Source organism: Microbacterium sp. AC035 (genome assembly GCF_979258485.1).
In genome coordinates, this window is sequence record NZ_OZ409858.1 from 3,015,017 (window position 1) to 3,038,802 (window position 23,786).

The 23,786-nt window shown below is 68.0% G+C and carries 24 protein-coding genes; 15 read left to right on the forward strand and 9 right to left on the reverse strand.

Going from position 1 to position 23,786, the window contains the following annotated elements:
• Positions 1–15: 15 nt before the first annotated feature.
• Entirely contained in the window at positions 16–366 is a 351-nt protein-coding gene (locus ACZ0AA_RS14590) for a TraR/DksA family transcriptional regulator (RefSeq protein ID WP_463513354.1), read from the reverse strand.
• 170 nt (positions 367–536) lie between these two features.
• On the opposite strand from ACZ0AA_RS14590, the gene phnD reads away from it, so the two are divergent.
• Genes phnD through ACZ0AA_RS14615 form a run of 5 tightly spaced genes read left to right on the forward strand, consistent with a single transcriptional unit; the run spans position 537 to position 4,788 of the window.
• On the forward strand, positions 537–1,439 hold the full coding sequence (phnD, locus tag ACZ0AA_RS14595; RefSeq protein ID WP_463513355.1) for a phosphate/phosphite/phosphonate ABC transporter substrate-binding protein: 903 nt from the start codon (positions 537–539) through the stop codon (positions 1,437–1,439).
• Positions 1,436–2,485, forward strand: a complete 1,050-nt coding sequence (gene phnC, locus ACZ0AA_RS14600; protein ID WP_463513356.1) for a phosphonate ABC transporter ATP-binding protein — start codon at positions 1,436–1,438, stop codon at positions 2,483–2,485. The genes phnD and phnC overlap by 4 nt, the downstream gene beginning before the upstream one ends.
• Positions 2,469–3,386 (forward strand): phosphonate ABC transporter, permease protein PhnE, encoded by a 918-nt coding sequence (gene phnE, locus ACZ0AA_RS14605; protein WP_463513357.1) that lies wholly within the window; start codon positions 2,469–2,471, stop codon positions 3,384–3,386. The genes phnC and phnE overlap by 17 nt, the downstream gene beginning before the upstream one ends.
• The gene (locus ACZ0AA_RS14610; protein WP_463513358.1) at positions 3,383–4,147 is read left to right on the forward strand and encodes a tyrosine-protein phosphatase; all 765 of its coding nucleotides are present in this window, start codon (positions 3,383–3,385) and stop codon (positions 4,145–4,147) included. The genes phnE and ACZ0AA_RS14610 overlap by 4 nt, the downstream gene beginning before the upstream one ends.
• Positions 4,144–4,788, forward strand: a complete 645-nt coding sequence (locus tag ACZ0AA_RS14615) for a TetR/AcrR family transcriptional regulator (protein ID WP_400863078.1) — start codon at positions 4,144–4,146, stop codon at positions 4,786–4,788. Before ACZ0AA_RS14610 ends, ACZ0AA_RS14615 begins: the two co-directional genes overlap by 4 nt.
• 420 nt (positions 4,789–5,208) lie before the next feature.
• Here the strand turns inward: ACZ0AA_RS14615 and ACZ0AA_RS14620 are convergent, their stop codons facing one another.
• Positions 5,209–5,532, reverse strand: a complete 324-nt coding sequence (locus ACZ0AA_RS14620; RefSeq protein WP_463513359.1) for a cupin domain-containing protein — start codon at positions 5,530–5,532, stop codon at positions 5,209–5,211.
• Between the two features lie 280 nt (positions 5,533–5,812).
• Here ACZ0AA_RS14620 and ACZ0AA_RS14625 point away from each other — a divergent pair, with 280 nt between their 5' ends.
• The gene (locus ACZ0AA_RS14625) at positions 5,813–6,106 is read left to right on the forward strand and encodes a hypothetical protein (RefSeq protein WP_463513360.1); all 294 of its coding nucleotides are present in this window, start codon (positions 5,813–5,815) and stop codon (positions 6,104–6,106) included.
• Here the strand turns inward: ACZ0AA_RS14625 and ACZ0AA_RS14630 are convergent.
• Complete coding sequence (locus ACZ0AA_RS14630; RefSeq protein WP_463513361.1) at positions 6,067–8,607, reverse strand: MMPL family transporter; 2,541 nt, start codon at positions 8,605–8,607, stop codon at positions 6,067–6,069. The two genes, ACZ0AA_RS14625 and ACZ0AA_RS14630, sit on opposite strands and share 40 nt — an antisense overlap.
• A 72-nt stretch (positions 8,608–8,679) precedes the next feature.
• On the opposite strand from ACZ0AA_RS14630, the gene ACZ0AA_RS14635 reads away from it, so the two are divergent.
• The gene (locus ACZ0AA_RS14635) at positions 8,680–9,267 is read left to right on the forward strand and encodes a TetR/AcrR family transcriptional regulator (RefSeq protein WP_400863073.1); all 588 of its coding nucleotides are present in this window, start codon (positions 8,680–8,682) and stop codon (positions 9,265–9,267) included.
• Between the two features lie 89 nt (positions 9,268–9,356).
• On the opposite strand, the gene ACZ0AA_RS14640 is transcribed toward ACZ0AA_RS14635, so the two are convergent.
• From ACZ0AA_RS14640 to ACZ0AA_RS14655, 4 genes are all read right to left on the reverse strand, one after another.
• A complete protein-coding gene (locus ACZ0AA_RS14640; protein ID WP_400863071.1) occupies positions 9,357–10,064 on the reverse strand; it encodes a DUF2786 domain-containing protein in 708 nt (235 codons plus the stop codon).
• Positions 10,065–10,263: 199 nt separating this feature from the next.
• Entirely contained in the window at positions 10,264–10,407 is a 144-nt protein-coding gene (locus tag ACZ0AA_RS14645; RefSeq protein WP_167947250.1) for a hypothetical protein, read from the reverse strand.
• Positions 10,404–12,737: a phosphoribosylformylglycinamidine synthase subunit PurL gene (gene purL / locus ACZ0AA_RS14650; RefSeq protein WP_463513362.1), complete on the reverse strand. Its 2,334-nt coding sequence runs from the start codon at positions 12,735–12,737 to the stop codon at positions 10,404–10,406. Before purL ends, ACZ0AA_RS14645 begins: the two co-directional genes overlap by 4 nt.
• Positions 12,738–13,184: 447 nt before the next feature.
• The gene (locus ACZ0AA_RS14655) at positions 13,185–14,729 is read right to left on the reverse strand and encodes a serine/threonine-protein kinase (RefSeq protein ID WP_463513363.1); all 1,545 of its coding nucleotides are present in this window, start codon (positions 14,727–14,729) and stop codon (positions 13,185–13,187) included.
• 396 nt (positions 14,730–15,125) lie between these two features.
• On the opposite strand from ACZ0AA_RS14655, the gene ACZ0AA_RS14660 reads away from it, so the two are divergent.
• From ACZ0AA_RS14660 to ACZ0AA_RS14670, 3 genes are all read left to right on the forward strand, one after another.
• Positions 15,126–15,353: a DUF2188 domain-containing protein gene (locus ACZ0AA_RS14660; protein ID WP_463513364.1), complete on the forward strand. Its 228-nt coding sequence runs from the start codon at positions 15,126–15,128 to the stop codon at positions 15,351–15,353.
• Positions 15,353–16,111: a 3-keto-5-aminohexanoate cleavage protein gene (locus tag ACZ0AA_RS14665; RefSeq protein WP_463513365.1), complete on the forward strand. Its 759-nt coding sequence runs from the start codon at positions 15,353–15,355 to the stop codon at positions 16,109–16,111. The genes ACZ0AA_RS14660 and ACZ0AA_RS14665 overlap by 1 nt, the downstream gene beginning before the upstream one ends.
• A gap of 219 nt (positions 16,112–16,330) precedes the next feature.
• Positions 16,331–17,515 carry a MalY/PatB family protein gene (locus tag ACZ0AA_RS14670; RefSeq protein ID WP_463513366.1) on the forward strand — a complete coding sequence of 395 codons (1,185 nt, stop codon included), beginning with the start codon at positions 16,331–16,333 and terminating at the stop codon, positions 17,513–17,515.
• Positions 17,516–17,780: 265 nt separating this feature from the next.
• Here ACZ0AA_RS14670 and ACZ0AA_RS14675 read toward each other — a convergent pair whose 3' ends face one another.
• On the reverse strand, positions 17,781–18,959 hold the full coding sequence (locus ACZ0AA_RS14675) for a MalY/PatB family protein (RefSeq protein ID WP_463513367.1): 1,179 nt from the start codon (positions 18,957–18,959) through the stop codon (positions 17,781–17,783).
• A 177-nt stretch (positions 18,960–19,136) separates the two neighbouring features.
• Positions 19,137–20,117 carry a hypothetical protein gene (locus tag ACZ0AA_RS14680; RefSeq protein WP_400863056.1) on the reverse strand — a complete coding sequence of 327 codons (981 nt, stop codon included), beginning with the start codon at positions 20,115–20,117 and terminating at the stop codon, positions 19,137–19,139.
• 275 nt (positions 20,118–20,392) lie between these two features.
• Between ACZ0AA_RS14680 and gnd the strand changes: the two genes are divergently transcribed.
• From gnd to ACZ0AA_RS14705, 5 genes are all read left to right on the forward strand, one after another.
• Complete coding sequence (gene gnd / locus ACZ0AA_RS14685) at positions 20,393–21,454, forward strand: phosphogluconate dehydrogenase (NAD(+)-dependent, decarboxylating) (RefSeq protein WP_463513368.1); 1,062 nt, start codon at positions 20,393–20,395, stop codon at positions 21,452–21,454.
• Positions 21,455–21,651: 197 nt separating this feature from the next.
• A complete protein-coding gene (locus ACZ0AA_RS14690; RefSeq protein ID WP_463513369.1) occupies positions 21,652–22,122 on the forward strand; it encodes a GNAT family N-acetyltransferase in 471 nt (156 codons plus the stop codon).
• 34 nt (positions 22,123–22,156) lie between these two features.
• Positions 22,157–22,321 (forward strand): hypothetical protein, encoded by a 165-nt coding sequence (locus ACZ0AA_RS14695; RefSeq protein ID WP_463513370.1) that lies wholly within the window; start codon positions 22,157–22,159, stop codon positions 22,319–22,321.
• Between the two features lie 5 nt (positions 22,322–22,326).
• Positions 22,327–23,139 carry a GIY-YIG nuclease family protein gene (locus tag ACZ0AA_RS14700; protein ID WP_463513371.1) on the forward strand — a complete coding sequence of 271 codons (813 nt, stop codon included), beginning with the start codon at positions 22,327–22,329 and terminating at the stop codon, positions 23,137–23,139.
• Between the two features lie 140 nt (positions 23,140–23,279).
• A complete protein-coding gene (locus ACZ0AA_RS14705) occupies positions 23,280–23,768 on the forward strand; it encodes a hypothetical protein (RefSeq protein WP_463513372.1) in 489 nt (162 codons plus the stop codon).
• Positions 23,769–23,786 lie beyond the last annotated feature (18 nt).

A 23,786-nucleotide genomic window follows, 5' to 3' on the forward strand; every position in this document is an offset into this window, starting at 1 on the left:
CCCGGTGCCCCTGGATCAGAGGCCGAGCTTCTCGGCACAGGCGACGCAGTGCGTGGCGAACGGGCGCACCTCGAGACGATCCTTCGGAATCGGTCGGCCGCAGTTCGCACACATGCCGTAGGTGCCGGCATCCAGTCGTGCGATCGCGTCGTCGACCTGCCGGAGTTCGGATGCCGCCGCCTCGGCGAGCCCCGTCAGTCGTGACCACTCCGACGAGAGCGTGACGCCCTCGGGATCGTGCTCGTCGTCGTCGTTCGAGCCCTCTCGGTCATGCATGAGCTCGGCGAGCGTGACCCCGGTCGCTTCGACCCGCTCCGCTGCCTGGGCGTGCAGCTGTTCGAGGCGAGCGCGGGCATCCAGGGTCATCCGCACACTCTAGGCGGGGGTTCCGACATCCGGGTCGGCCGGCCACCGACACCAGCCGTTCACTCAGCGTTCCGTTTCGAGTACGCCGGTCTCGTAATTCCCTGTCACCTTCGCGAGTTGGAATACTCATGTTCTCGGAATTCGGGAACGACTCCTCCCGAAAGGTCATCATGCGCCGCCTCACCCTGCCCGCCGTCGGCCTCCTCGGGGTCGCCGCCCTCGCCCTCACCGGCTGCCAGAGCCCGACCGCCGAAGCGGCTCCCGCCGACCCGAACGCTCCCATCACGATCGCGACGCTCCCCGTCGGGGATGACCCCACCGCCGAGAACCCGATCGAGGTCTTCGCCGACCTCCTCGAAGAGTCCACCGGCCGCGACGTCGAGATCACCGACGTGCCCGACTACCTGAGCGTCGTCGAGGCGATCCGCGCCGACCACGTCGACATCGGCATCATGAGCGGCTTCCCCTCGGCGCTCGCCGTGAACACGGGTGAGGTCGACGCGCTGGTCGCGTTCCAGGGCGACGGCAAGCCCGTCTCGACCTGCGTCGTGCTGAACGACTCGCCCATCGAGACCGTCGAAGACCTCGAGGGCAAGACCGTCGCGTTCGCCGACCAGGCGTCGAGCTCGGGCTACTTCATGCCGGTGTACATGCTGCACGAGGCCGGCCTGGAGCAGGGGACCGACTACGAGGCGATCTTCGCCGGCGGACACGAGGGCAGCTTCGCGGCGCTCCAGCAGGGACAGGTGGATGCCGCCTGCACCGCCGTCATGCTGACCGAGCTCGGCGCTCCGATGTTCCCGTTCGCGGACGGGGAGTGGCGCGCGGTCGGCGAGAGCCCCGCCATGGACATCCAGGGTGCGGTGCTGGGCCGTCAGTCGCTCGACGCCGACACCCGCAAACTCATCCAGGACGGCATCGCCGAGGTGTTCTCGCCCGAGAACGCGGAGGCGCTCGGAGCCTACGGCGCCTTCGCCGCTGCCGAGCAGACCGTCGACCTCGACGGCTCCTCCTTCACCTCGTTCGCTGAGATCGCCGCGGTCGCCGGCGTCGAGCTCAAGGATCTCAAGTGACGAACCCGTCCCTCATGAGGGCGGATGCCACGGCATCGGCCCTCCCGGTCTCGGCCGCCGCATCCGCCCTCCCGGTCTCGGCCGCCGCATCCGCCCTCCCGGCATCCGCCCTCGGTTCGAGGGAGAACGCAGACGGTTCGTCCGCCCGTGGGCAGGTCGAGGATCGACGCGCCGAGCCGGCATCCGTTGGTCTGGGTTTTCCGACGAACACGGGGGCGGGTGAGGGAGCGGATGCCGCGACCCACGCCCCCGGCCGCACCCCCACCGCCGAACTGCGCCAGGCGCTGCCGCTCGTGACCGTGCGCGACCTCAGCGTCGCGTACGACACCACCACGGTGCTCGACGGCGTGGACCTCGACCTGTTCCCGGGCGAGATGGTCGCTCTGCTCGGCGCCTCGGGCTCGGGCAAGTCGACCCTGATGCGCAGCCTCACGGGGTTCGCCCCGATCTCTGCGGGATCGGTCAGGGTCGCGGGCCACGACGTCACCAACCTCGCGCGCGGAGAGCTGCGCACGCTGCGGTCGGATGTCGGCCAGGTGTTCCAGCAGTTCAACCTCATCCCACGTCTGAGCGTCATGACCAACGTGCTCGCCGGAGCCCTGCACGGAGCGGGCGCGATCAACCTGGTGGGCGGCTTCTCGAGCGCGCATCGTCGCCGCGCACTCGAACTGCTCGACCGGGTCGGCATCGCTCACAAGGCCAACGCGCCCGCGCGCTCGCTCTCGGGCGGGCAGCAGCAGCGCGTCGCGATCGCCCGCGCCCTCATGCAGCAGCCCAAGGTCATCCTCGCCGACGAACCGGTCGCATCGCTCGACCCGAAGCTCGCCGACTCGGTGCTCGAACTCCTGCGCGAGATCGCCACCGAAGACGGAATCCCGGTGCTCGTCAGCCTGCACGTGCTGCCGCTCGCACTCTCGCACAGCGACCGCATCATCGGCCTGCGGCACGGGCGGATGCTGGTCGCCGGCGCCACATCACAACTGGATGCCGCCGCACTGGCACCGCTTTACGACGACGAGGAGCACGACGATGACGCTCACCACTGACCCGCGTTCGACAGGCGGGGCGACGGGCGGCCCGACCGGCGGCCCGATGGGTGGCACTACGCGTTCGACGGGCGGCAATGCCGATCGCGCGACCACGCGCCCGGCCCTCGACGCGGCCGAGCGATCGCGCCTCGAGCGTGCGTTCCGCGTGCCCCGCGCTCGTTTCCTGATCGGTCTGCCCATCGCGGCCCTGCTGCTGATCTGGTCGTTCAACGGCGCGGAGTTCAACTTCATCAAGCTGGGCGACGGCGCGGTCAACATGGGCGAGTTCCTGTCTCGCCTGTTCCCGCCGGACTTCTCGAAGATCGGCACGATCCTCGCGCTGCTGCTCGAGACCTTCCAGATGGCGGTCGTCGGCACGGTGCTCGGTGCCGTGCTGTCGCTGCTCGCCGCGTTCGGGGCGTCGTCGAACATCGCACCCAAGTGGGTCTACTACCCGACGCGGTGGGTGATGAACATCATCCGCTCGGTGCCCGATCTCGTCTTCGCGCTCATGTTCGTCTCGGCTGTCGGACTCGGCCCGTTCGCCGGCATCCTGGCCATGACCCTCGGGTCGATCGGATCGATCGGCAAGATCTTCGCCGAAGCCATGGAGCAGGTCGACCGCGGACCCGTCGTCGCGATGGAGGCCGTCGGCGCCTCGAAGCGACAGGTCATCCAATACGGCATCCTGCCGCAGTCCGCACCCCTGCTGACCTCGTACACGCTGTTGCTGTTCGAGGGCAACGTGCGCGGCGCGACCATCCTCGGCCTCGTCGGCGCCGGCGGAATCGGCCTCGAGCTGACGACCGCGATGCGCATGTACGACTACGGCCACCTCAGCGCCATCATCATCTGCATCATCGTGCTCGTCACGGCGATCGACCAGGGCAGCGCCCTCATCCGAAGGAGAATCACATGACCATCGCCGACATCGACCTGGTGCTCAGCGCCCCCGTCAACCTGCGGGACCTCGGCGGAATCCCGATCGACGGGGGAGTGCTGCGCGAAGGACTCGCGATCCGCACCGACGACCTCGCGTACGTGACGACCGAGGTCGCCTCGCAGCTGGTCGGGGCCGGCCTGACCGCGATCATCGACCTGCGCTCGCCGCTCGAAGTCTCGGTCACCGGTCGTGGCCCCCTCGCCGACTACCCGGTCGCCTACCACCACCTGCCGCTGATCGCGGATGTCGGACGCTCGATGGGTGACGGCGCCCCCGAGCTCACCCACGACGCGATGGGTCAGATGTACCTGCGGATGGTGGAGGTCGCCGCGCCGCAGCTCGTCACGGCGCTGAACGTGATCGCCCACACGCCGGGGACCGCCGCGTTCCACTGCGCAGCCGGGCGCGATCGCACCGGTGTGGTCGCGGCGATGCTGCTGCTTGCACTCGGAGCGGCGGATGACGACATCGTCGCGGACTACGCCCTGACCAGCCACAACATGGCCGCGATCATGCAGCGCACCGCGCCCGTCATGGGGGCGATGTGGAGGGCGCTCGGGTTCGACGCCGATGCCGCCGGCGCGAGCGCGGCGCTGCTCGAAGGCTCGATGGAGGTGTCGATGCGCACGCTGCTCGACACGCTTCGCGAGCAGCACGGTGATGCCCTCGCGCCGCTGCGCGCCGCCGGGCTGTCGGATGCGACCGTCGCGCGGCTCCGCGAGCGGGCGCTGGTGTGACGACGATCGATGCCGTGACGGATGCTGCTGTCGGGGCTGCGGTTCGCCGCCGCCCCGGCCGTCCGCGCGACGAGGACATGGACGGGCAGATCGTCGCCGCGACGCTCGAGATCATCGACTCGGGTCTGGACGTCACCGTCAGCCGCGTGGTCGCACGGAGCGGGGTGAGCCGGGCGGCACTGTACCGTCGGTGGCCGTCGCTCACGACGTTGATCGCCGCCGCGCTCGACGTCGGGCGCATGGTGCCGCCGGAGTATCCGGACGATGTCGATCTTCGCGAGGCGCTGTTCGACGGGCTCGGGCTCGGCGAGAACGGAGTGGCCCTGTCTGTCGCGGCATCCGGTTATGCGGAGGAGCGATTCCGTCAGCGCATCCGGCTCGTGATGTCTGACCGCGCGCTGCAGAGGGCGTACTGGCAGTCACATGTGTCGCGTCGGCGGGTGCCCCTGCTCAACGCGCTGCGCGCGGGGATCGCACGTGGTGAGCTGCGTGCCGACCTCGACGTCGACGCATGCTTCGATGCGATCGCCGGCACCGCGTACTACCAGATCGTCGTGCGCGGCGACCGGATGGACGACCCTGCGGTCGCCGCCCGCCTGAGGGCTGCCGTCGAGGTGATCTGGCGCGGGATGGTGGTCTGACCCGGTGTGTGACCGTACCCGGTTTGTGTGCCTGGGCGCCCGGTTCGTCTGGCTGGGTGTCCGGTTCGTTTGGCTGGAGGTCCGGTTCGTCTGGCTGGGTGTCCGGTTCGTCTGGCTGGAGATCGCACGCATGGCGGGCGAATCGCCGGGGCCTGTCCAGCCATCCGGGATTCGGCCAGCCGTCCGGCCGGTGACGAGCGCATCCGATCTTCCGCCTCATTCAACTGCATGCCCGGATCACGGATGCAGGCCGAGAACCCCAGATCCGGCCTGCATCTGTCGTCTGGGCATGCGTGTGCGTGGGGGACGGCTGTCCTGCTCGTGCATCCGGCTGATGAATCCCCGAATGGCGGGCGAATCCTCCCAGCCCCCGCAGCCACCCGGGATTCGGCCAGCCATCCGGCCGCCGACAGAGCGTGACTATTCGAGCCAGTCCGTGATGAACCGGTCGCTCGAATGGATGTGGGTCGCCTCATACGTGCCGCCGTCGAGCACTTCGAAACGGTGGTCGACGAGCTCCGGCACGACCAGAACCTGACCGCCGGATCCCACGACCTGCTCGTCGCCCACGGTGAAGAGCGCGCGGCCGCGGTGGATCACGAAGGTCTCGACGTACGGATGCCGGTGCAATCGCGGCCCGCTGCCGACCGCGGAGGCGAACTCGCGGATGATGCTCACCGGTGAGCCGATCAAGTAGCCCTCGATGTTCGCGTCCAGGGCCACGTCGATGGGTGCGCTGGTCATGATGCCTCCTTGCTCGCCGAGGCTACCGACGCTCGCCCTTGCGCGGAAGGGGCGCTCGCGTGGCTCCGTCGGGTCCGGGGCGATCGTCTCGGGCGGCGTGAGCTGTGTCAGGCGGAGTTCGCCGTGTCGGGCGGAGTTCGCCGTGTTAGGGGGAGTTCGCCGTGTCGGGCGGAGTTCGCCGTGTCGGGCGGATTTCGCCCTGTCAGGCGGAGGTTCCGGTGCGAGAGTTCCGCCCAACGGGGAGTTCTCCGCCCTACGGGCCTAACCGCGACTCGAACCGGTGACCGCGTGCCAACTCGCCGGCATCCGCATCCGCATCCGCATCCGAGGGCGTCAGCGCTCGCATTCGCATTCGCACCCGCATTCGCATCCGCATCCGCATCCGAGGGCGTCAGCGCTCGCATCCGCATCCGCATTCGCATCCGAGGGCGTCAGCATCCGCATTCGCATTCGAGGGCGTCAGCGTTCGCATCCGCACCCGAGGGTGCCCGCACCCGCACCCGCACCCGCACCCGCACCCGTACCCGAGGGCCGTCAGCGCGGGTCGGGCGTCTCCGAGCTCGCCACCACCTGAACCGTGTCGGTGCGCACACCGGGGTGGTCGCGCTCGAGCGCGGCACCTTCCATGTCGACGTTCGGGAGGATGCGGTCGAGCCACTGCGGCAGCCACCAGGCCGAGCGGCCGAGCAGGTGCATGAGCGCCGGCATCAGCAGCATCCGCACGACGAAGGCGTCGAGCAGCACACCGAACGCGAGGCCGAAGCCGATCGAGCGGATGATGGTCGACTCCGAGAAGATGAACCCGCCGAACACCGAGACCATGATGAGGGCTGCGGCGATGACGACCGAGCGTCCGGCGCGGAAGCCCTGCGCGACGGCATCCCTCGCCGAAGCTCCGTGCACGTATGCCTCGCGCATCCCCGAGGCGAGGAACAGCTGATAGTCCATCGCGAGCCCGAACAGGATGCCGACCAGGATCACCGGCAGGAAGCTCAGAATCGGCCCCGGGCTGTCCAACCCGATGAGATCGGCGCCCCAACCCCACTGGAACACGGCGACGATCAGGCCGTAGGTCGCGAACAGTGAGAGAACGAAGCCCCCGGTCGCGATGACCGGCACCAGGAGCGAGCGGAACACGACGATCATGATGAGCAGCGAGAGCCCGACGACGACCACCAGGTAGAGCGGCAGGACGCCGGCGAGAGCCTCGGAGATATCGATGTTGGTCGCCGCCTGGCCGGCGACGCCGAGCGTGATGCCACCGTCGAGCTGCGGCAATGCGCGGATGTCCTGCACGAGCTTCTCGGTCGACGCGCTGTTCGGGCCTTCGGCGGGAAGCACCTGGAACGCGAGCAGCGTGTTGTCGTCGGAGTTCGCGATCGGCGCGACACCGACGACGTCGTCCTGGTCGGCGAGGGTCTGCGCGATCTCGACCTGCGTGGCCAGCAGGTCGTCGTCACTGACAGCGTCGTCGAGGGTCGCGGTGACGAGCAGCGGGCCGTTCGCCCCTTCGCCGAACTGCTCGTCGACGATGTGGAATGCGCGGTAGCTGGTCGAGTCGGAGGGCTCGCTCGCACCGTCGGGCAGCCCGAGGCGCATCGACATCGAAGGGATCGCGACGATCAGCAGGGCGATGACGCTGACGAGCACGGTGACGATCGCGCGCAGCGTCGACATCTGCTTCACGGGCTTGCCCGCGGCGTGCGGCTGCCCGATGGTGGCGCGAGCCTTGCCGCTGAGCAGGCGTGCGCCGACGAGTCCGAGGATGGCAGGGGCGAGCGTGATCGCGACGAGCACGGCGACCGCGACGCAGACCGCACCGACCGTGCCCATGAGCCCGAGGAACGGCACGCCGGTCACATTGAGGGCGAGCAGAGCGACGATCACCGTGGTACCGGCGAACACGACGGCGGTGCCCGAGGTGCCGGTGGCGAGTCCGATGGACTCCTTCACGGGAACGCCATTGAGCAGCTGCTTGCGGTGACGGTTGACGATGAAGAGCGAGTAGTCGATGCCGACCGCGAGTCCGAGCATCACACCCAGCACCGGGGTGACGGATGCCATGTCGACGACGCCCGAGAAGGCGAGGGATGCGGTCACGCCGACGCCCACGCCGACCACGGCCGTCACGATCGGCAGGGCCGCGCCGATGAGCGTGCCGAGCATCACGATCAGCACGACGGCCGCGAACGCGAGGCCGATCGCCTCTCCGACGCCGAAGATCTCGGGCACACCCTGCGCGATGTCGGTGCCGAAGTCGACCTCGACGCCGTCGATCGGCGACGACTCGAAGTGGTCGATCGTTCCCTGCTTGACCTCTTCGGAGAGCTCGAGGCGGGGGTCTTCGAACGAGACGTTCACGATGGCGGTCGAGCCGTCGTCGGACACGACGCCGATGCCGTTCGCGAGGTCGAGGAGAGTGGAGCCGAGCTCGACCTTCTCGGCATTGGTGTCGAGCTCTGCGCGAGAGTCGTCGATCGTCTTCTGCTGGGCGTCGAGCTCCGTGAGCTGTGTGTTCAGCGCGTCGAGCTGCGCGTCCAGAGCGGTGAGCTGCTCGGCGGGAGCGCCGCCCGCTTCGGCCTGCGACCGTGCGGCGGTCAACTGCTCGAGTCCGGCCTCGAGTTGCGCGCGACCGTCATCGAGCTGCGTCTGGCCGGCGTCGAGCTGGGCCCGACCGCCTTCGATCTGGTCCTTGCCGTCGGCGAGATCCTGCGCCTGCACGGCCTGCTGCTGCTGAGCGTCGAACGGGTCGATCACCGACGCCACGCCGTCGAGGTCTTCGGCGCTCGCTGCGAGCTTCGAGATCTCGAGCTTCTGCGTCTCGGTGAAGGCCGAGCCGTCAGTCGTCTGATAGACCACCGTTCCCGTGCCGCCTGCGGTGTCGGGCAGCTTTTCGGCGAGCTGATCGGTGACGGCTCCCGAGGCGGTGCCCGGGATGTCGAAGCTGTTGCTCAGCGTGCCCCCGAGCGTGAGGAACGCGCCCACCCCCAGGCCGAGGATGATGACCCACGAGACGATCACCGTCCACGCCTTGCGTGCAGCGAACGAACCCAGGCGGTACAGCAATGAAGCCAAAACGATCTCCTTCAGACGAATAGATCATACGGGGCGTCTCGTCTAGTGTTCTGTGGTTATCCTGAACGAGTGGTGAACGAGCATCGAAGCGGACCCGTGCGCAGCACGGCTGCCCGGGAGGCGATCCTCGACGCGACCTCTCGACTGTTCCACAACCAGGGGTACGACCGGCTCACGATCGAGGGGATCGCGAAGGAGGCCGGGGTGGGCAAGCAGACCATCTATCGCTGGTGGCCGTCGCGCGGCGCATTGATCGGCGAGTGCCTCGCCGAAGGTCGACTCATCCCTGTCGACTTCATCGTTCCCGACACCGGAGACCTCGCCGCAGACGTCGAGACCTGGCTGCGCAGCGTGCTCTCGATCCTCGAAGCCCCCGAAGGAGGGGCTCTTCTCCGATCCCTCGTCGCTGCGGCGACGGAGGATGCGGGCGTCGGAGCCCACCTCGGCGAGAGCCTCGGCGTCGAGAAGTACCTCACCGAGCGCATGCGCGGCGGCATCCGCGACGGCCAGCTTCCGCAGAACGCACCCGTCGAGCAACTGGGACGTGCGATCCTCGGGGCGATCATCGTCGAATCCCTCGTGCGCGAGGAGCACGACACCGAGGCGATCGTCGCCCTTTCCAGATATCTCTTCGCCCCTGCAGCAGCGACCACGAACTGACGAGCTGAGCGCGACCCGCATCGCCGCGAACCGAATAGCTCCATGCCGACTCCGCGACCTGATGGGCGACCGACACCCGCGACCCGGCGTCACCCTCCCGCCACTGCCCTGTCTCCAGTGCGCGCGTCTCGACCTGATCGGTGCCCGTGCGCGAAGGAGCCGGCATCCGCACCGCGACGCCGTCGGGCGTGCGAGGTGTGCATCTCATCGACTGCGGCATCCACTCGACTCCGCCGTGACGAGAGCACGAGTTCCGTGCCCGTTCCGCTGTCTTCGACGGCGACACGACGACTCTCTTCGATGCGACTCATGGCGCCGACGGCGAATCCTCGGAGGAAGCCGCTGCGCGCACGCCGTTTCACGCCTTCGCGCTGGCCGACGTAGAAGGCGCGGTGCTCGAGCCACCAGCCGCGCATCGCGACCATGGCCTGCACCTGCAGGCTGGCTGTCAGGGTCTGCACCTGCGTCACATCAGACGTGTGCCCGACCAGCAGCAGCCCCGCGATCGGCGGGTACTCGGCGAGGATCGGGCGCACGGCGCCGAGTCCTCCGGCCACGCCGATGCCGATCTCGCGGAGATCTTTCGCATAGACGCCGCGGAACAGCATCCGCTCGGTGATGATCTGCTCCTGCGCCTGACCGAGAAGCCCACGTCGTTCGTCGATCTGTGCCTGCTCGATCCCGTACTTGACGATCAGTCGCTCGGCGTGCTCGGTCAGAGCCTCGGCCTCTTCAGGCGTGGTGCTCTCGGCTTTCGCCAGCAGTTTGGCGATCAGGTCGAGTTTGGCTTCGGTCATGGCATCCCCCTTGGATCTGTGATGCCTCGGATCCTTCGCGGGGGTGCCTACATTCAGGCGCCCCGTTCCGGGGGATGTGGAGAAGCCCAGATCACGGATGCCGGTGCAGAAGACGACTCCGACCACCGGAGTGTCGTCCGGGCACACCGAACTCGTGCCTGACGAACAGGAATCACAACCGGAAGGAGCAGACCCCGACTCAGCCGAGCAGCAGCGTGATCACGGTCGCTCCGCCGCCGCCGAGGATGAGGGCGATGATGACGGTCCAAGCGACGATGCGCATGCGGCGATTGCGCTTCTCGCCGAGATCGCCGTAGTCCTCGCTCAGGCCGTCGCCGCTCATGCGCTGACCGGCTCGCTGACTGTCGGTCCGAAGGCTGCGGGCAGGGTCGCCTGCGAGCGCTCGCGGATCTCTGCGACGGGAACCGTGAAGACATCCTGCACCTCGAGCTTCGCGCCCTCGGAGTCGGTCACGCCGATGCGCATCACCGGGTAGTCGCGGCCTTCGCAGAGTCCGCGGAACTTGACGTCGTCCTCACGGGGCACGGTGACGATGACGCGACCGGTCGACTCGGAGAACAGGGCGGATGCGGCATCCACACCGTCGCGCTCGATGATCTCGTTCAGCCAGACGCGCGCGCCGACGCCGAAGCGCGAGACGCCCTCGGCGAGAGCCTGCGCCAGGCCACCCTCAGACACGTCGTGTGCCGACGAGATCAGCCACTCGTCACGGGCTGCGCCGAGCAGACCGGCGAGGCGCTTCTCGCCCGCGAGGTCGACCTTCGGCGGGAGTCCGCCGAGGTGCTGGTGCACGGTCTCGGCCCAGGCCGAGCCCGAGAGCTCGGTCGAGGTCGTGCCGAGCAGGTAGATGTTCTGGCCCTCGTCCTGCCATCCCGACGGGATGCGACGAGAGACGTCGTCGATGATGCCGAGCACGCCGACGAGCGGGGTCGGGTGGATCGGCACGTCGCCGGTCTGGTTGTAGAACGAGACGTTGCCGCCGGTGACCGGGGTGCCGAGCTCATAGCATCCGTCGGCCAGGCCGTCGACGGTCTGCCCGAACTGCCACATGACCTCGGGGTTCTCGGGGGATCCGAAGTTCAGGCAGTCGGTGATCGCGGTGGGGACGGCACCGGTGACGGCGACGTTGCGGTACGCCTCGGCGAGTGCGAGCTGTGCACCGGCATACGGGTCGAGCTGGCAGTAGCGGCCGTTGGCGTCGGTCGAGATAGCGAAGCCGAGACCCGACTCCTCGTCGACGCGGATCATGCCGGCGTCGTCGGGGAACGAGAGGGCCGTGTTGCCGAGCACGTAGTAGTCGTACTGGTTGGTGATCCAGCGAGTGTCTGCGAGGTTCGGCGAGGCGACCAGGTTGAGGAACTGCTCGCGCAGCACCTCGGGGTCGTTCGAACGGGGCAGGTTCTCGGCGGCATCCGCCTGCAGCGCGTCGATCCACGTCGGATACGCGACCGGACGGTCGTAGACCGGGCCGTCGACCGCGACGGTCGAGGGGTCGACGTCGACGATGCGCTCGCCCTGCCAGTCGATGATGAGGCGGCCGTCGCCGGTGACCTCACCGAGCACCGACGTCTCGACGTCCCACTTCTCGACGACCGCGAGGAACGCGTCGAGCTTCTCGGGCGCGACGATCGCCATCATGCGCTCCTGCGACTCCGACATGAGGATCTCCTCAGCCGTGAGCGACGGATCGCGCAGCAGGACGTTGTCGAGCGAGACCTTCATGCCGCTGTTGCCGTTGGCCGCGAGCTCGCTGGTCGCGCAGGAGATGCCGGCGGCGCCGAGGTCTTGGATGGCCTCGACGAGCTCGTCGCGGTAGAGCTCGAGGCAGCACTCGATGAGCACCTTCTCGGCGAACGGGTCGCCCACCTGCACCGCGGGGCGCTTGGTGGGGCCGGTGCTGTCGAACGAGTCGGATGCCAGGATGCTGGCGCCGCCGATGCCGTCGCCACCCGTGCGGGCGCCGAACAGCACGACCTTGTTGCCGACGCCGGTCGCGTTGGCCAGCTTGAGGTCTTCGTGGCGGAGCACGCCGACCGCGAGCGCGTTGACCAGCGGGTTGGCCTGGTAGACGGAGTCGAAGACCGTCTCGCCGCCGATGTTCGGCAGGCCCAGGCAGTTGCCGTAGAAGCTGATGCCGCTGGTCACGCCGTGCACGACGCGGGCGGTGTCGGGGTGGTCGATCGCGCCGAAACGCAGAGCGTCCATGATCGCGACCGGGCGCGCGCCCATCGAGATGATGTCGCGGACGATGCCGCCGACACCCGTGGCCGCGCCCTGGAACGGCTCGATGAACGACGGGTGGTTGTGCGACTCGGCCTTGAAGGTGACGGCCCAGCCCTCGCCGACGTCGATGACGCCCGCGTTCTGGCCCATGCCCACCATCAGGCGCTCCTTCATCTCGTCGGAGACCTTCTGGCCGAAGCGGCGCAGGTAGTTCTTCGACGACTTGTACGAGCAGTGCTCCGACCACATGACGGAGTACATGGCCAGCTCGCCGGAGGTCGGGCGGCGGCCCAGGATCTCCTTGATGCGGGCGTACTCGTCGTCCTTGAGGCCCAGCGCTGCGTACGGCTGCTCCTTCTCCGGAGTCGCGGTGGCGTTCTCGACGGAGTCGGGGACGTGCTTGTGGGCAGGTGCAGGGGCGGTGGTCACGCGCACTCCTAGATGAGGGGCCGGCGGGGCATGGCCAGTCTACCGGGGGATGCCGTGGGCCGATCGCCGGTCAGGAGAGCATGCCGAGTGCGTGGTCGAAAACGCATCTTGAGCCCGGTGCGTGGTCGAAAAGGCATCCGAATCGAGGGCGGGGGATGCGCTTTTGACCCCACGCACGGGAGGCGACGCACGCCGCCGGTCATGATGGGTGCTCGACGTGCGGGTCGCGCACGCGGGCTGACAAGTTCGCGCTCCATAACTCCGGAGATTCGCTGTCGGATCTGCTCAGGATCCGCCCAGGGGACGGATCGGGCGTACGGATCCGGAGTTATGGAGGGGCCGCGCGTAGCGCGAAGTGCGCACCGCGCAGAGGAGGCCTCGGCGGCAACTGTGCGAACACGGGTCGGAGCTGACTGCCCCTCGACATCGGAAAGCTATCGGCGAGGACTACTTCTTGCCCGAATTGCCGTTCGTGTTGCCCTTGTCGGCCTTGTCGGCCTTGTCGCCCTTGTTGCCTTTGTCCGAGTTCCCGGAGTTGCCCGGTTCGTCGGGTTTCCCGCCCTCGCCGGAGTTCCCGGAATCCTCTGACTCGGTGACGACCTCCACGGGAGCCGCGGGCACATCCACCGGCGTCGCCTCGGCCGGTACTCGAACCACTGGCGCAGACGCGGTCCTCGACATGTCGGGGGATGTCGGGGCGGTGAATGCCGCGAGCCCGACGACGATCGCCCCGGTCGCGACCAGTCCGGCAGCGCCCGCGAGCACACGATTTCGTGTTCGGTTGCGCGACGCGGCCGCGTCCGTGATGGGTGCGACACCGTCGACCGCAGTGACGCCGGTGCCGTCTGTCGCCGGGAGCACTGCCGTCGCGCCGGTCGGCGTGGGGTCGTCGGCACCCGATCGTGCTGCGACCGGCTCTGCCTCCGGATTCGCGCCCGGGTGTGCACCGGCATCCGCCGCCGGGGTCGGGCCCGCGGCAGGCTCTGCACCGGCCTTCGCCGCCGAATTCGCACTCGCGGCAGAGTACGCATCGGCATCTGCCGCCGCCGGTGCCGCGCCCGCGGCCGAAGCCGAACCGGCAGAAGCCGAGCCGGCAGAGGCGACGATGGATGCGGCCGCCGCAGCGACTGCGGAACCGCCGACATCCGCGGCGTAGCCCCGCAGCAGGCCGCGCGCGACGCGAGCGACCTCGACCGCTGTCGGTCGCTCCTCGGGCTCGAGTCGCGTCATGCCGGTCAGTAGATCGCGCCACTCCTCGGGAACCGTCTCGGAGATCCTCGGCGGTTGCGCGAGGCGGGCGATCGCCGCCGCACGTCCTGAGCCGAGCGCGGCATACCCGGTCTCTCCCGAGAGGGCCTCGAGCACGACCAGCCCCAGCGCGAAGATGTCGACCGGCGTGCCGGGGTCGGCGTCGCGCAGTTGCTCCGGAGCCATATATGTGAGTGTGCCGAGCACGATTCCGGGGGTGGTGAGCCGGGTGTTCTCGATCGAGCAGGCGATGCCGAAGTCGGCGAGTTTCGCGGCGACGGGATCGCCGGAACGGCTCTGCGCGAGCAGCACATTCGACGGCTTGACGTCGCGGTGCACGATCCCTGCCGCGTGCACGGCGGTCAGTCCTCGGGCGAGATCGCGCGTGATGCGTGCGACGTCTCGCGGCGGCAGCGGGCCTGCGGCCATGCGCCCGGCGAGCGTGGGCCCGTCGACGAACTCCATCACCAGATACTGGGGTCGCCCGGGGATGAGCTGCGCGTCGTACAGCGTCACGAGCGACGGGTGGCTCAGCGATGCGAGCAGCGCCTTCTCTGTGTGGGCGCGCTCGATCGATGCGACGGGCCCCGTGCCCTCGTGGATCATCTTGATCGCCACGATGCGTCCGAGTTGCGTGTCCTCGGCGCGGTAGACGGTCGCCATGCCGCCCTGCCCCACGCGGTCGTGCAGTACATATCGTCCGTCGAGGAGTGCCGCCGTGGGCGAGATCACTTCCAGCGTCATCACTTGCTCCTTGCAGATGCATCCGGGTCATGCATGCATCAGACGACCGTATATCGGTCGGCTGACCATCGTCATCGGGGTTGACGTGCGCGGGAATACGTGGATGCGGTCGGCGCGAGGCGAGCGCCGCGGGGCGAATCCGTCGCCGATCGCATGCCGAGATGAGGGGATGGAGTGGTGCTCCTGGCGATCGGCGTCGCGTACGGTCACTCGGCGAGTCGACTCAGGCCCATCGGTCGGGCGACCGACGTCGCGTAGCTGCGTTCCGACTGGGGCGGGAACGATGGATGCCAATGCGACGACGGCCCCCGCCCGACGATTGCCCGGCACGCTGTCAAGGGTCTCTCCGGCGTCCGGGCCCTCGCGTAGAAAGGAGGTAGATCGAAAGGACGTGGCATGGCCGCAGGCGACATCGAGACCTTCCAACGTGACGGGATCTGGTTCAACCGCATCGAGGGCGAATCCCGCACCCTGGGTTCGAGCTTCGAGACCCAGGACGAAGCCGTCCGGGCTGGCCGCGGAGCAGCGGCAGCGCGGCAGGTCCTGCACACCGTGCGCACCGACGAGGGGCCCTCCGATACCGGAAACCTGCACGACTGGCATCCGCGCGACCTCATGAACTGATGGTCACGGATTCCGCAGAGAGACCAGAGCGACGGATGCTGCTGCAGGCGTGCATCAACGGCGCCCGTTCCGCCGCAGATCATCCGGCGTTGAGTGCCGACGCGACCCTCGCGGCTGCCGACGCCGCGCGAGCCGTGGCCGCAGGGGCGACGGAGATCCACGTGCACCCGAAGGATGCTGCGGGGCACGACAGCCTCGCTGCCGACGACGTCGAGCGGTGGTTGCGGGCGTTGCGAGCCGCGTGCCCCGACGTGCCGATCGGTGTGACGACCGGTGCGTGGATCGAGCCTGACGTCGAGCGGCGGCTGGGCGCGATCGCGGAGTGGACGGAACTGCCCGACGTCGCATCCGTCAATTGGCATGAGGCCGGCGCCGACCGGGTGGCTGAGCTGCTGCAGAGCCGAGGTGTCGGAGTCGAAGCAGGCATCTGGGATGCCACGGGACTCGAAGCCTGGAGCCAGTCACCGGTGCGCGACCGGTGCGCTCGCGTGCTCATCGAACTGCCCGACGAGGCCGTCGAGGTCGTGCGACCCCATGCCGAGGGGCTGATCGCACACGTTCGACTCGACGAGCCGAGCGTCCCCATCCTGCTCCATGGGGAGCTGCGGTCGGCGTGGCCCGCGTTCACGCTCGCCGTCGAGCTCGGGCTCGATTCGCGCATCGGACTCGAAGACACGCTCTCGCTGCCCGACGGGCGGACGGCGCCCGACAACGCGACGCTGGTGCGCACTGCGAGCGGGATCGCATTCGCGGGCTGACGGGACCGGACATCCTGACGGTCACGCGCTGAAACGAGAATCGCGCGACGGCGGGACCTTCTTTAGTGTGGAAGCTCTCGCTGTGAAGGAGTACCCGTGTCTGAGACCACGACCCCGACCGCCGGCCGCTTCCGGCCGCTCGATGACGGTGATCACGTGAGCACCACTCGGGCCGGCGCCGTCGTCCGATGTCGGTTCGCGGGCTGAGAGCCGCTCGCCATGACCGACGACCGCGCGCGCACCGACCCGCATCCGTTCGACTCTCGCACAAGGTTCGAACTCGATCGGCCCGAGAGCCGCAAGTGGAGCCTGCACCCGGGGCGCATCGGCGCGTGGGTCGCCGAGATGGACTTCGGGGTCGCGCCGGTGATCGCCGACGCGATGCACCGAGCGATCGACCAGGAGAACCTCGGATACCTGTCTCCACCGCTCGCGGCCAGGCTCGGTGAGGCGACCGCCGAATGGATGCAGGGCGAGTACGGCTGGGCGATCGACCCCGAACGCGTGCATCCGGTGTCCGATGTGATGGCCGCGTTGCGCGTCGCCGTCGAGGAGTATGCGCCCGCCGGATCGCCGGTGATCGTGCCCACGCCCGCATATATGCCGTTCCTGACATATCTGCCGGCGATCGGACATCCGGTGATCGAGATCCCGGGTGTCGAGGTCGACGGACGCTGGCATCACGACCTGCAGCGCATCGACGAGGCGTTCGCCGCGGGCGCCCGCACGCTCGTGCTCTGCAACCCGCACAACCCGACCGGAACCGTCGTCGAACGATCCGAACTCGAAGCGCTGGCCGAGATCGTGGAGCGCCATGGCGGTCGGGTGTTCGCGGATGAGATCCATGCCCCGCTGCGCTTCGACGGTCGTCCGTTCATCCCTTACGCATCGGTGTCGGAGGTGACGGCCGCGCACACGATCACCGGCACGAGCGCGTCGAAGGCGTGGAACATCCCGGGGCTCAAGACCGCACAGCTGATCACTTCGAATGATGCCGACCAGCAGCTCTATCGCCGGTTCGGGTTCTCGGTGCAGCACGGCGCCGCGACGCTCGGAGTGGTCGCATCCACCGCGGCGTATCGCGAGGGCAAGCCGTGGCTCGACGGGGTGCTCGCGTACCTCTCCGAGACGCGACACCTACTGGCAGCCCTCGTCGACGAGCATCTTCCGGGAGCGATCTATCGCGAACCTGAAGCGACCTACATCGGCTGGATCGACACGGGTGCGCTGGGGATCGACGGCCCTCCGGCCGCGTTCTTCCGCGACCACGCCGGAGTGGTGCTGACCGAGGGCGCACTGCTCGGGCACGGGTACGAGGATTTCGTGCGAGTCGTGTTCGCGACGCCGCGGCCGATCCTGCACGAGGCGTTCGCCGCGATGGGGGCCGCCGTTCGAGCTCGCTGACGCATCGTGCGGCACGCCTCCTGCGGATGCCGGGTCGGAAACGCACATCGTGGCGGATGCGGGGTCAGTTGCGCATCCGAACTGCCGAGTTCCGGTGCTCAACTGGCCCCGCGCCGGGCTCTCACAGCGAGCCACCCGTCAGCCCCGGGGTGCCGGATATATCTCATGTAACGACCCTCGACGATGGGACATGACATGAACAGCCGAGACCCGCTGGATCCGCTTATCGAGCGCTCAGCGGCGACGACCTCGCCCGCGACCTGGATCAGGTCGCGTTCGCGGCGCGCTCGCGCAGCGCCACGGCGATCCGATCGACCGCCTCGACCATGATCGGACGCGGCATCGCGAAGACGAAGCGCGTATACCCGATGGCGGCCACACCGCACGCGGCGCCATCCGTCATCGCGACTCCGGCGTGCTCGCGGAACCACTCGCCGAGATCCCCGGTCAAACCCGTCTCGCGGAAGTCGAGCAGGGCGATGTAGCTGCCCTCGGGCACGATCATCCGCACGCTGGGAAGCTTCTCCTCGACGAGCTGCGCCAGCATCCGCCGGTTGCCGTCGAGGTACTCGACGACCCCGTCGAGCCACTCGCGGCCGCCCGTGTAGGCGGCGGTGTTGGCGATGACGCCGAGGGTCGAGGTGCCGTGCCCCGCCCAGAAGCCCAGGCGTTCCCAGAGCTCGGCGTCGGCGTCGTTCGAGAGGATCACCTGCGCGCACTTGAGGCCGGCGAGGTTCCAGGCCTTCGAGGCCGAGGTCGCGGTGAACGTGTGTGCGGCCGCGGCATCCGACACCGAGGCGTAGGGGATGTGCTGGGCCGGGGCATAGACGATGGGCGCGTGGATCTCGTCGGCGAAGACGCGACCGCCCGCCGCCGTCACCGTGTCGGCGATCGCGAGCAGCTCGTCACGGGTCGCGACGGTTCCGAGCGGGTTGTGCGGGTTGCAGAGCACCAGCATCTCGCCGCCGTCGCGGAAGGCCTGTGCGACGGCGTCGAGGTCCATGACCCAGCGCCCATCGACCTCGATGCTCGGCACCTCGATGACCCGCCGGTCGCGCATGGGCGGCACCATGAGGAACGGCATGTACGCGGGAGTCGGCACGATCACGGCCGAACCCGGAGTGGTGAAGTGCTCGATCGCCAGCTCGAACGCCGCGATCACGTCAGGCACATGGTGCACGCGCTCAGCGGGGATCTGCCACCCGTACGAGTCGGAGTACCAGCGGGCCGTCGCCTCAGACAGGTCTTTCGCGAGCTTGTCGGGCAGGTAGCCGGTGACGCCCAGGTCGAGGGCATCCTTCACCGCGCTGTTGATCGCGGGGGCGAGGCCGAAGTCCATCTCGGCGACGAACGCGCCGATGGTGTCGGGAAACGCCGTCCATTTGACGCTGCCCGCAGCGCGCAGGTCGTCTTGCGTGATCTGGTCGAACGTGCCGGAAGTCATTCTTCAATCCTTCCATCCGCGGCGAGCCCTCGGCCCGTGTGCGGAAGGTTCGGGCGTGGCTCGTTCACACCTGCATGCCCGGATCACACATGCATGCCGAGACCGCCCGATCGGGCATGCATCCGTGATCTGAGCCTGCATCTGTGAGGGCGGCCCGGAGAAAGGCGACCCGCCCGCTCACTTCCGGGTGAAGGTCACCACGCCGTCGGCATCCCGGGTCACGGTGCCCTCGTACACGGCGGGGGTCGGGTAGGAATCTCCGTCGGCGAGGAGCGTGAACCCCTTCGAATACTCGACCACCCCATCGGTGCCGCCGACGCCGTATCCCGACTCTTGCAGCCACTGCACGGTCGACGGGTCGACCAACGGCTTGTCGTATTCCACCACCGAGGCAGGGCACGAGGGCCCGGCCAAGCGCTCTGCCACGCAGGCGGCCGTGAGCTGCTCGATCTGCGCGTCGACGGCGTCGGTGATCTCGGTCTCCACGTATGCGATCACCGACACGTTCGCAGTGCTCACATTCACACGGGCGGGAAACTCGGTGTCGCGCGGCTGATCGTCCATCGGCCACGCGACGGTGAACTCGTTCGTGCCGTCGGGGTCGAGCTGCGTGGTGCCGGTGGGGTCGTCGTAGGTGAACTCGTAGAGCGCGGGCAGCAGGAACACCCGCTCCGCCTCGGCGCTGATCGGGTACTCCATCTCGTCGTTGAGCACGAGCCGGCCCGGGGAGCCGACGTTGATCACGCCGAACGACTCGTGGCTCCACGAGATCCGGCGCTCGCCGTCGCTGTTCTTGACCTTGTAGGTCGCCGTCATCGGGTTCTCGGGATCGTCGAGCACGTATTCGACGGTCGCTGTGACCGAGTACTCGTCGCTGCCCTCGACGTCGATGACCTTCGCGTCAGAGGGCAGAGCAGTGGATGCCGCATAGAAGTCCTCGTCGATGAACTCCTCGGGGAACTCGATGCTCGTCATCGCCGCGGCCTCCGCCGATTCCCCGCGCTCGAGGTGCGCGAAGAACTCGTCGAGCACGGCGACGCTCGCCTCGGTCGGGCCGTTCTCGCCGGTGTCGGCGGATGCGGTGCAGCTCACGAGGGCGGCCGCGCCGAACGCGGCGACGGTGAATGCCGCGAAGGTGCGAAGGCGTGGTGAAGGCATCAGATCTCCGGTCGTCAGGTCGCACAGCTCCCCCGCGCGATCAACATCATCAGGCTATCGGGGAAGGATCGGATGCCGTCAGCCCGCGTGCGGGACACGACCCGCCCGAGGGCCTGGTGCGTGCGGGGTCACTTTCGCATCGGAAGAGGGCGCTGCGGGTGCGTTTTTGACCCCGCACCGAGCGCGCACCACCGCGCAACGCCATTGAGCACCTCACGCACCCGTGCCAGGATTGCCCCGACTCGGCTCACGGGGGCTGAGACGAAAGGATTCTCATGCAGCTGGCGATGATCGGACTCGGCCGGATGGGTGCCAACATCGTGCGCCGCCTCATGCGGGCGGGGCACGAATGCGTGGTCTACGACGTGAACGCGGATGCCGTGCAGGCTCTGGTCGCCGAGGGAGCGACAGGCGCCGACAGCATGGCCGACCTGGCGTCGAAGCTCGAGGCGCCGCGGGCGGTGTGGATGATGGTGCCCGCATCGCTCACGGGCATGGTGGCCGACCAGGCGGCGGCGGTGCTCGACGAGGGCGACATCCTGATCGACGGCGGCAACTCGAACTACCGCGATGATGTTCGGCGGGCGAAGGCCTTCCGTGAGCGCGGCATCCACTACGTCGATGTGGGCACGAGCGGTGGAGTGTTCGGACTCGACCGCGGGTACTGCCTGATGGTCGGTGGACCGGATGAGGCCGTGCAGCGCATCGAGCCGGTGCTGCGCACGATCGCTCCGGGGGTCGGCGAGATCGAGCGCACCCCCGGTCGCACGGGAGACCTCACCCCCGAGGAGCAGGGTTATCTGCACTGCGGTCCGTCGGGTGCGGGGCACTTCGTGAAGATGGTGCATAACGGCATCGAGTACGGCATCATGGCGTCGATCGCCGAAGGGCTCAACCTGCTGCACAACGCGGATGCCGGAGTGCGCGAGGCCGAGCACTCGGCCGAGATCGCCCCGCTCGAGGAGCCGGAGTTCTACCAGTTCCCCATCGACACGTCGAAGGTCGCGGAGCTGTGGCGCCGCGGATCCGTCATCTCGTCGTGGCTGCTCGACCTCACGGCCGCCGCGCTCGCCGACAACCCGCAGCTCGACGGTCTCGCCGGTCGGGTCTCCGACTCGGGCGAGGGTCGCTGGACGGTCAAGGCCGCGGTCGACGTGGGCGTGCCCGTGCCGGTGCTCGCGGCGTCGCTGTTCGAGCGCTTCGCCTCGCGCGACGAAGACAAGTTCGCGAACCAGGTGCTGTCGGCGATGCGCCTGCAGTTCGGCGGACACCAGGAACTGCCGGCGGGCGACGTTCTCGAAGCCGGTTCGCGAAAGGCCGACTCGGACAGCGCCTGATCGGGTTCTCCCGTTTCGTCGAGCGTGGCGCGCGGAGGTTCACGTCCACAACTCCGGAAGAAGCGACTGCGTCCGCCGGCTCGGCCCCGGAATCCCGGGGGACCGATGCGTCGGTCCGCTCGTTCTTCCGGAGTTGTGAACCGGCGGAACCGCCGCCGGCCCGAGACGAAGCGCTCGACCCGAGAAAGGGCATCCACATGACCACCGTCACCCGTCGAGCCACCCCGCACGACGCCGCCCGTCTCGCCGAGATGCTGCATGCCTTCAACACGGAGTTCGACACCGAGACGCCGGGGGTCGAGGTGCTCGCCGAGCGGTTGCGCATGCTGCTGGGCGGATCCTCGACGTTCGCGGTGCTCGGCGGCGATCCCGCGGTCGGCCTCGCGCTCGTGACCCTGCGCCCGAATGTGTGGTCTGACGGACCGGTCGCGCTGCTCGATGAGATGTATGTCGAGCCCGCCCATCGCGGTGGCGGTGTCGGCGGCGCGATCCTCCGGCACATGGTCAAGATCTGCCGGGAACTCGGCGTCGCGGCGATCGAGATCAACGTCGATGAATCGGATGCCGGGGCGATGCGCTTCTACGAACGGCACGGGTTCAGTGGCGTCGACCCCGACACCGGCGAGCGGGCGTTCTACTTCTACAGGTCGCTCGAGGCGGGAGGCTAGCTGCTCCGCACACGCGGCCGGTTAGTCTGACGCCATGGATCCCTTCCTCACCATCGTCCTCTTCTACGTCGCCGGGTTTCTGATCGGCATCCTGATCCTGTGGCTCGTGATCTACACGGCTGTTCGATCTGCGCTGACGTCGCACCGCCAGGCGTTGGCAGAAGAGGCTCGACCGGCGCGGCCCTACGTCGGGGGCTGATCCCCGTGACCCTGACCCTGGATTCGATCCTCCGCAGCGCGGGGATCGATCCGACCGAGGCTATGGTGATTCGCCACGCCTACGTTCGCGAGCACGAAGACACTGGTCTCGTGGGGATCCACGCGGATTCGACCGACGCGGAAATTCTGTACTACACCGGCCGGCAGAGTGCGAAGCAGCGTATGTTCCCAGTTACGCCCCCCAAGGTGTGGGTTGTCTTCGTGAGGGAAGGTGGCGATCGCGCGCGGCTCTGGTCGGTCGTAGAGAACCGGCGAGAGATCTCAAATGATGGAGCCGTCCGCACATTCGACCTCTCGGTGTCTGATCAGCTCGCTGACCTGAGGAACCGGCTTGTCATCGGGTGGCGCTCTCTTCGAACCTGGTGGATCAACGGCACCACCGCTGCCAAGTACCCGGTGATGGAGATCGCAGACGCCCAACCGGTTCCGTTCCCCGGATTCGACAGGCTCATTCTCGACTACCCGCAGCTACAAGCTGTCATGCGAGACCACCGGTACGCGTCGTGGCGGACGGCACTGGCATCGGTGATGGGCATCTACCTGATCACCGATACGCGCGACGGGCGCCAATACGTGGGCAAGGCTGACGGCGCAGAGAGCCTTCGTCAGCGGTGGAACGTCTACGCGACGAACGGGCACGGCGGCAACGTCGAGCTTCGCACCCTTGACCCGTCGACCTTCCGGTACTCGCTCCTCCGAGTTTTCGATCCGGCTACGCCGGAGAACAAGATCAACGAGGCGGAGGAGCACTACAAACGTGCGCTCGATTCTCGGACTTGGGGACTAAACAGAAACTGAACACCGCACCACCGTTGGTGGGCGAGTGTGAGCTCTACTTCAGAAGGTGAAACATGGATTGGGATGGAACGTGGCGAGAACCCCCTCAACTGCCGCGGTTGCGAGGCGACGAGGCCTTTCGCGGAATGAGTGGGAGCGTCGTGGATTTCTGGCGCTTCGCAATGTCGGATCTGCGAATGAACAACGCTCGGGGGTACTTCGCCGAGTACCTAGTAGGACGGGCCCTCGGTCTCGAAGTCGCTCGCGTGGAATGGGATGACTTCGATGTTCTCTGGGGTGACGTCAAGATCGAGGTGAAGAGTTCTGCCTACTTGCAATCGTGGGCGCAGCGCCGCCCGTCAACGATCTCGTTCGGAGGGCTGCGGGGTCGACGGCTCGACATTGAAGCCGGGTATGTCGGTGAGCAGACGTACAACGCCGACGTGTACGTGTTCGCCTGGAACAGGCAGATTGATCCGGAGAAATACGATCCCCTCGATGTCGGTGCGTGGGTCTTTCACGTTCTTCCACGTTCAGTGCTCGAAGAACTGGGCTACAAGTCCGTGGGCTTGGCGACGCTGTCGCGCTATAGCAAGGAGATCGGATTCCATGATCTCCGTGAAGCGATCGCTGCCGCTGCAGCTCGATGACCTGAAGGACGGTTAGCG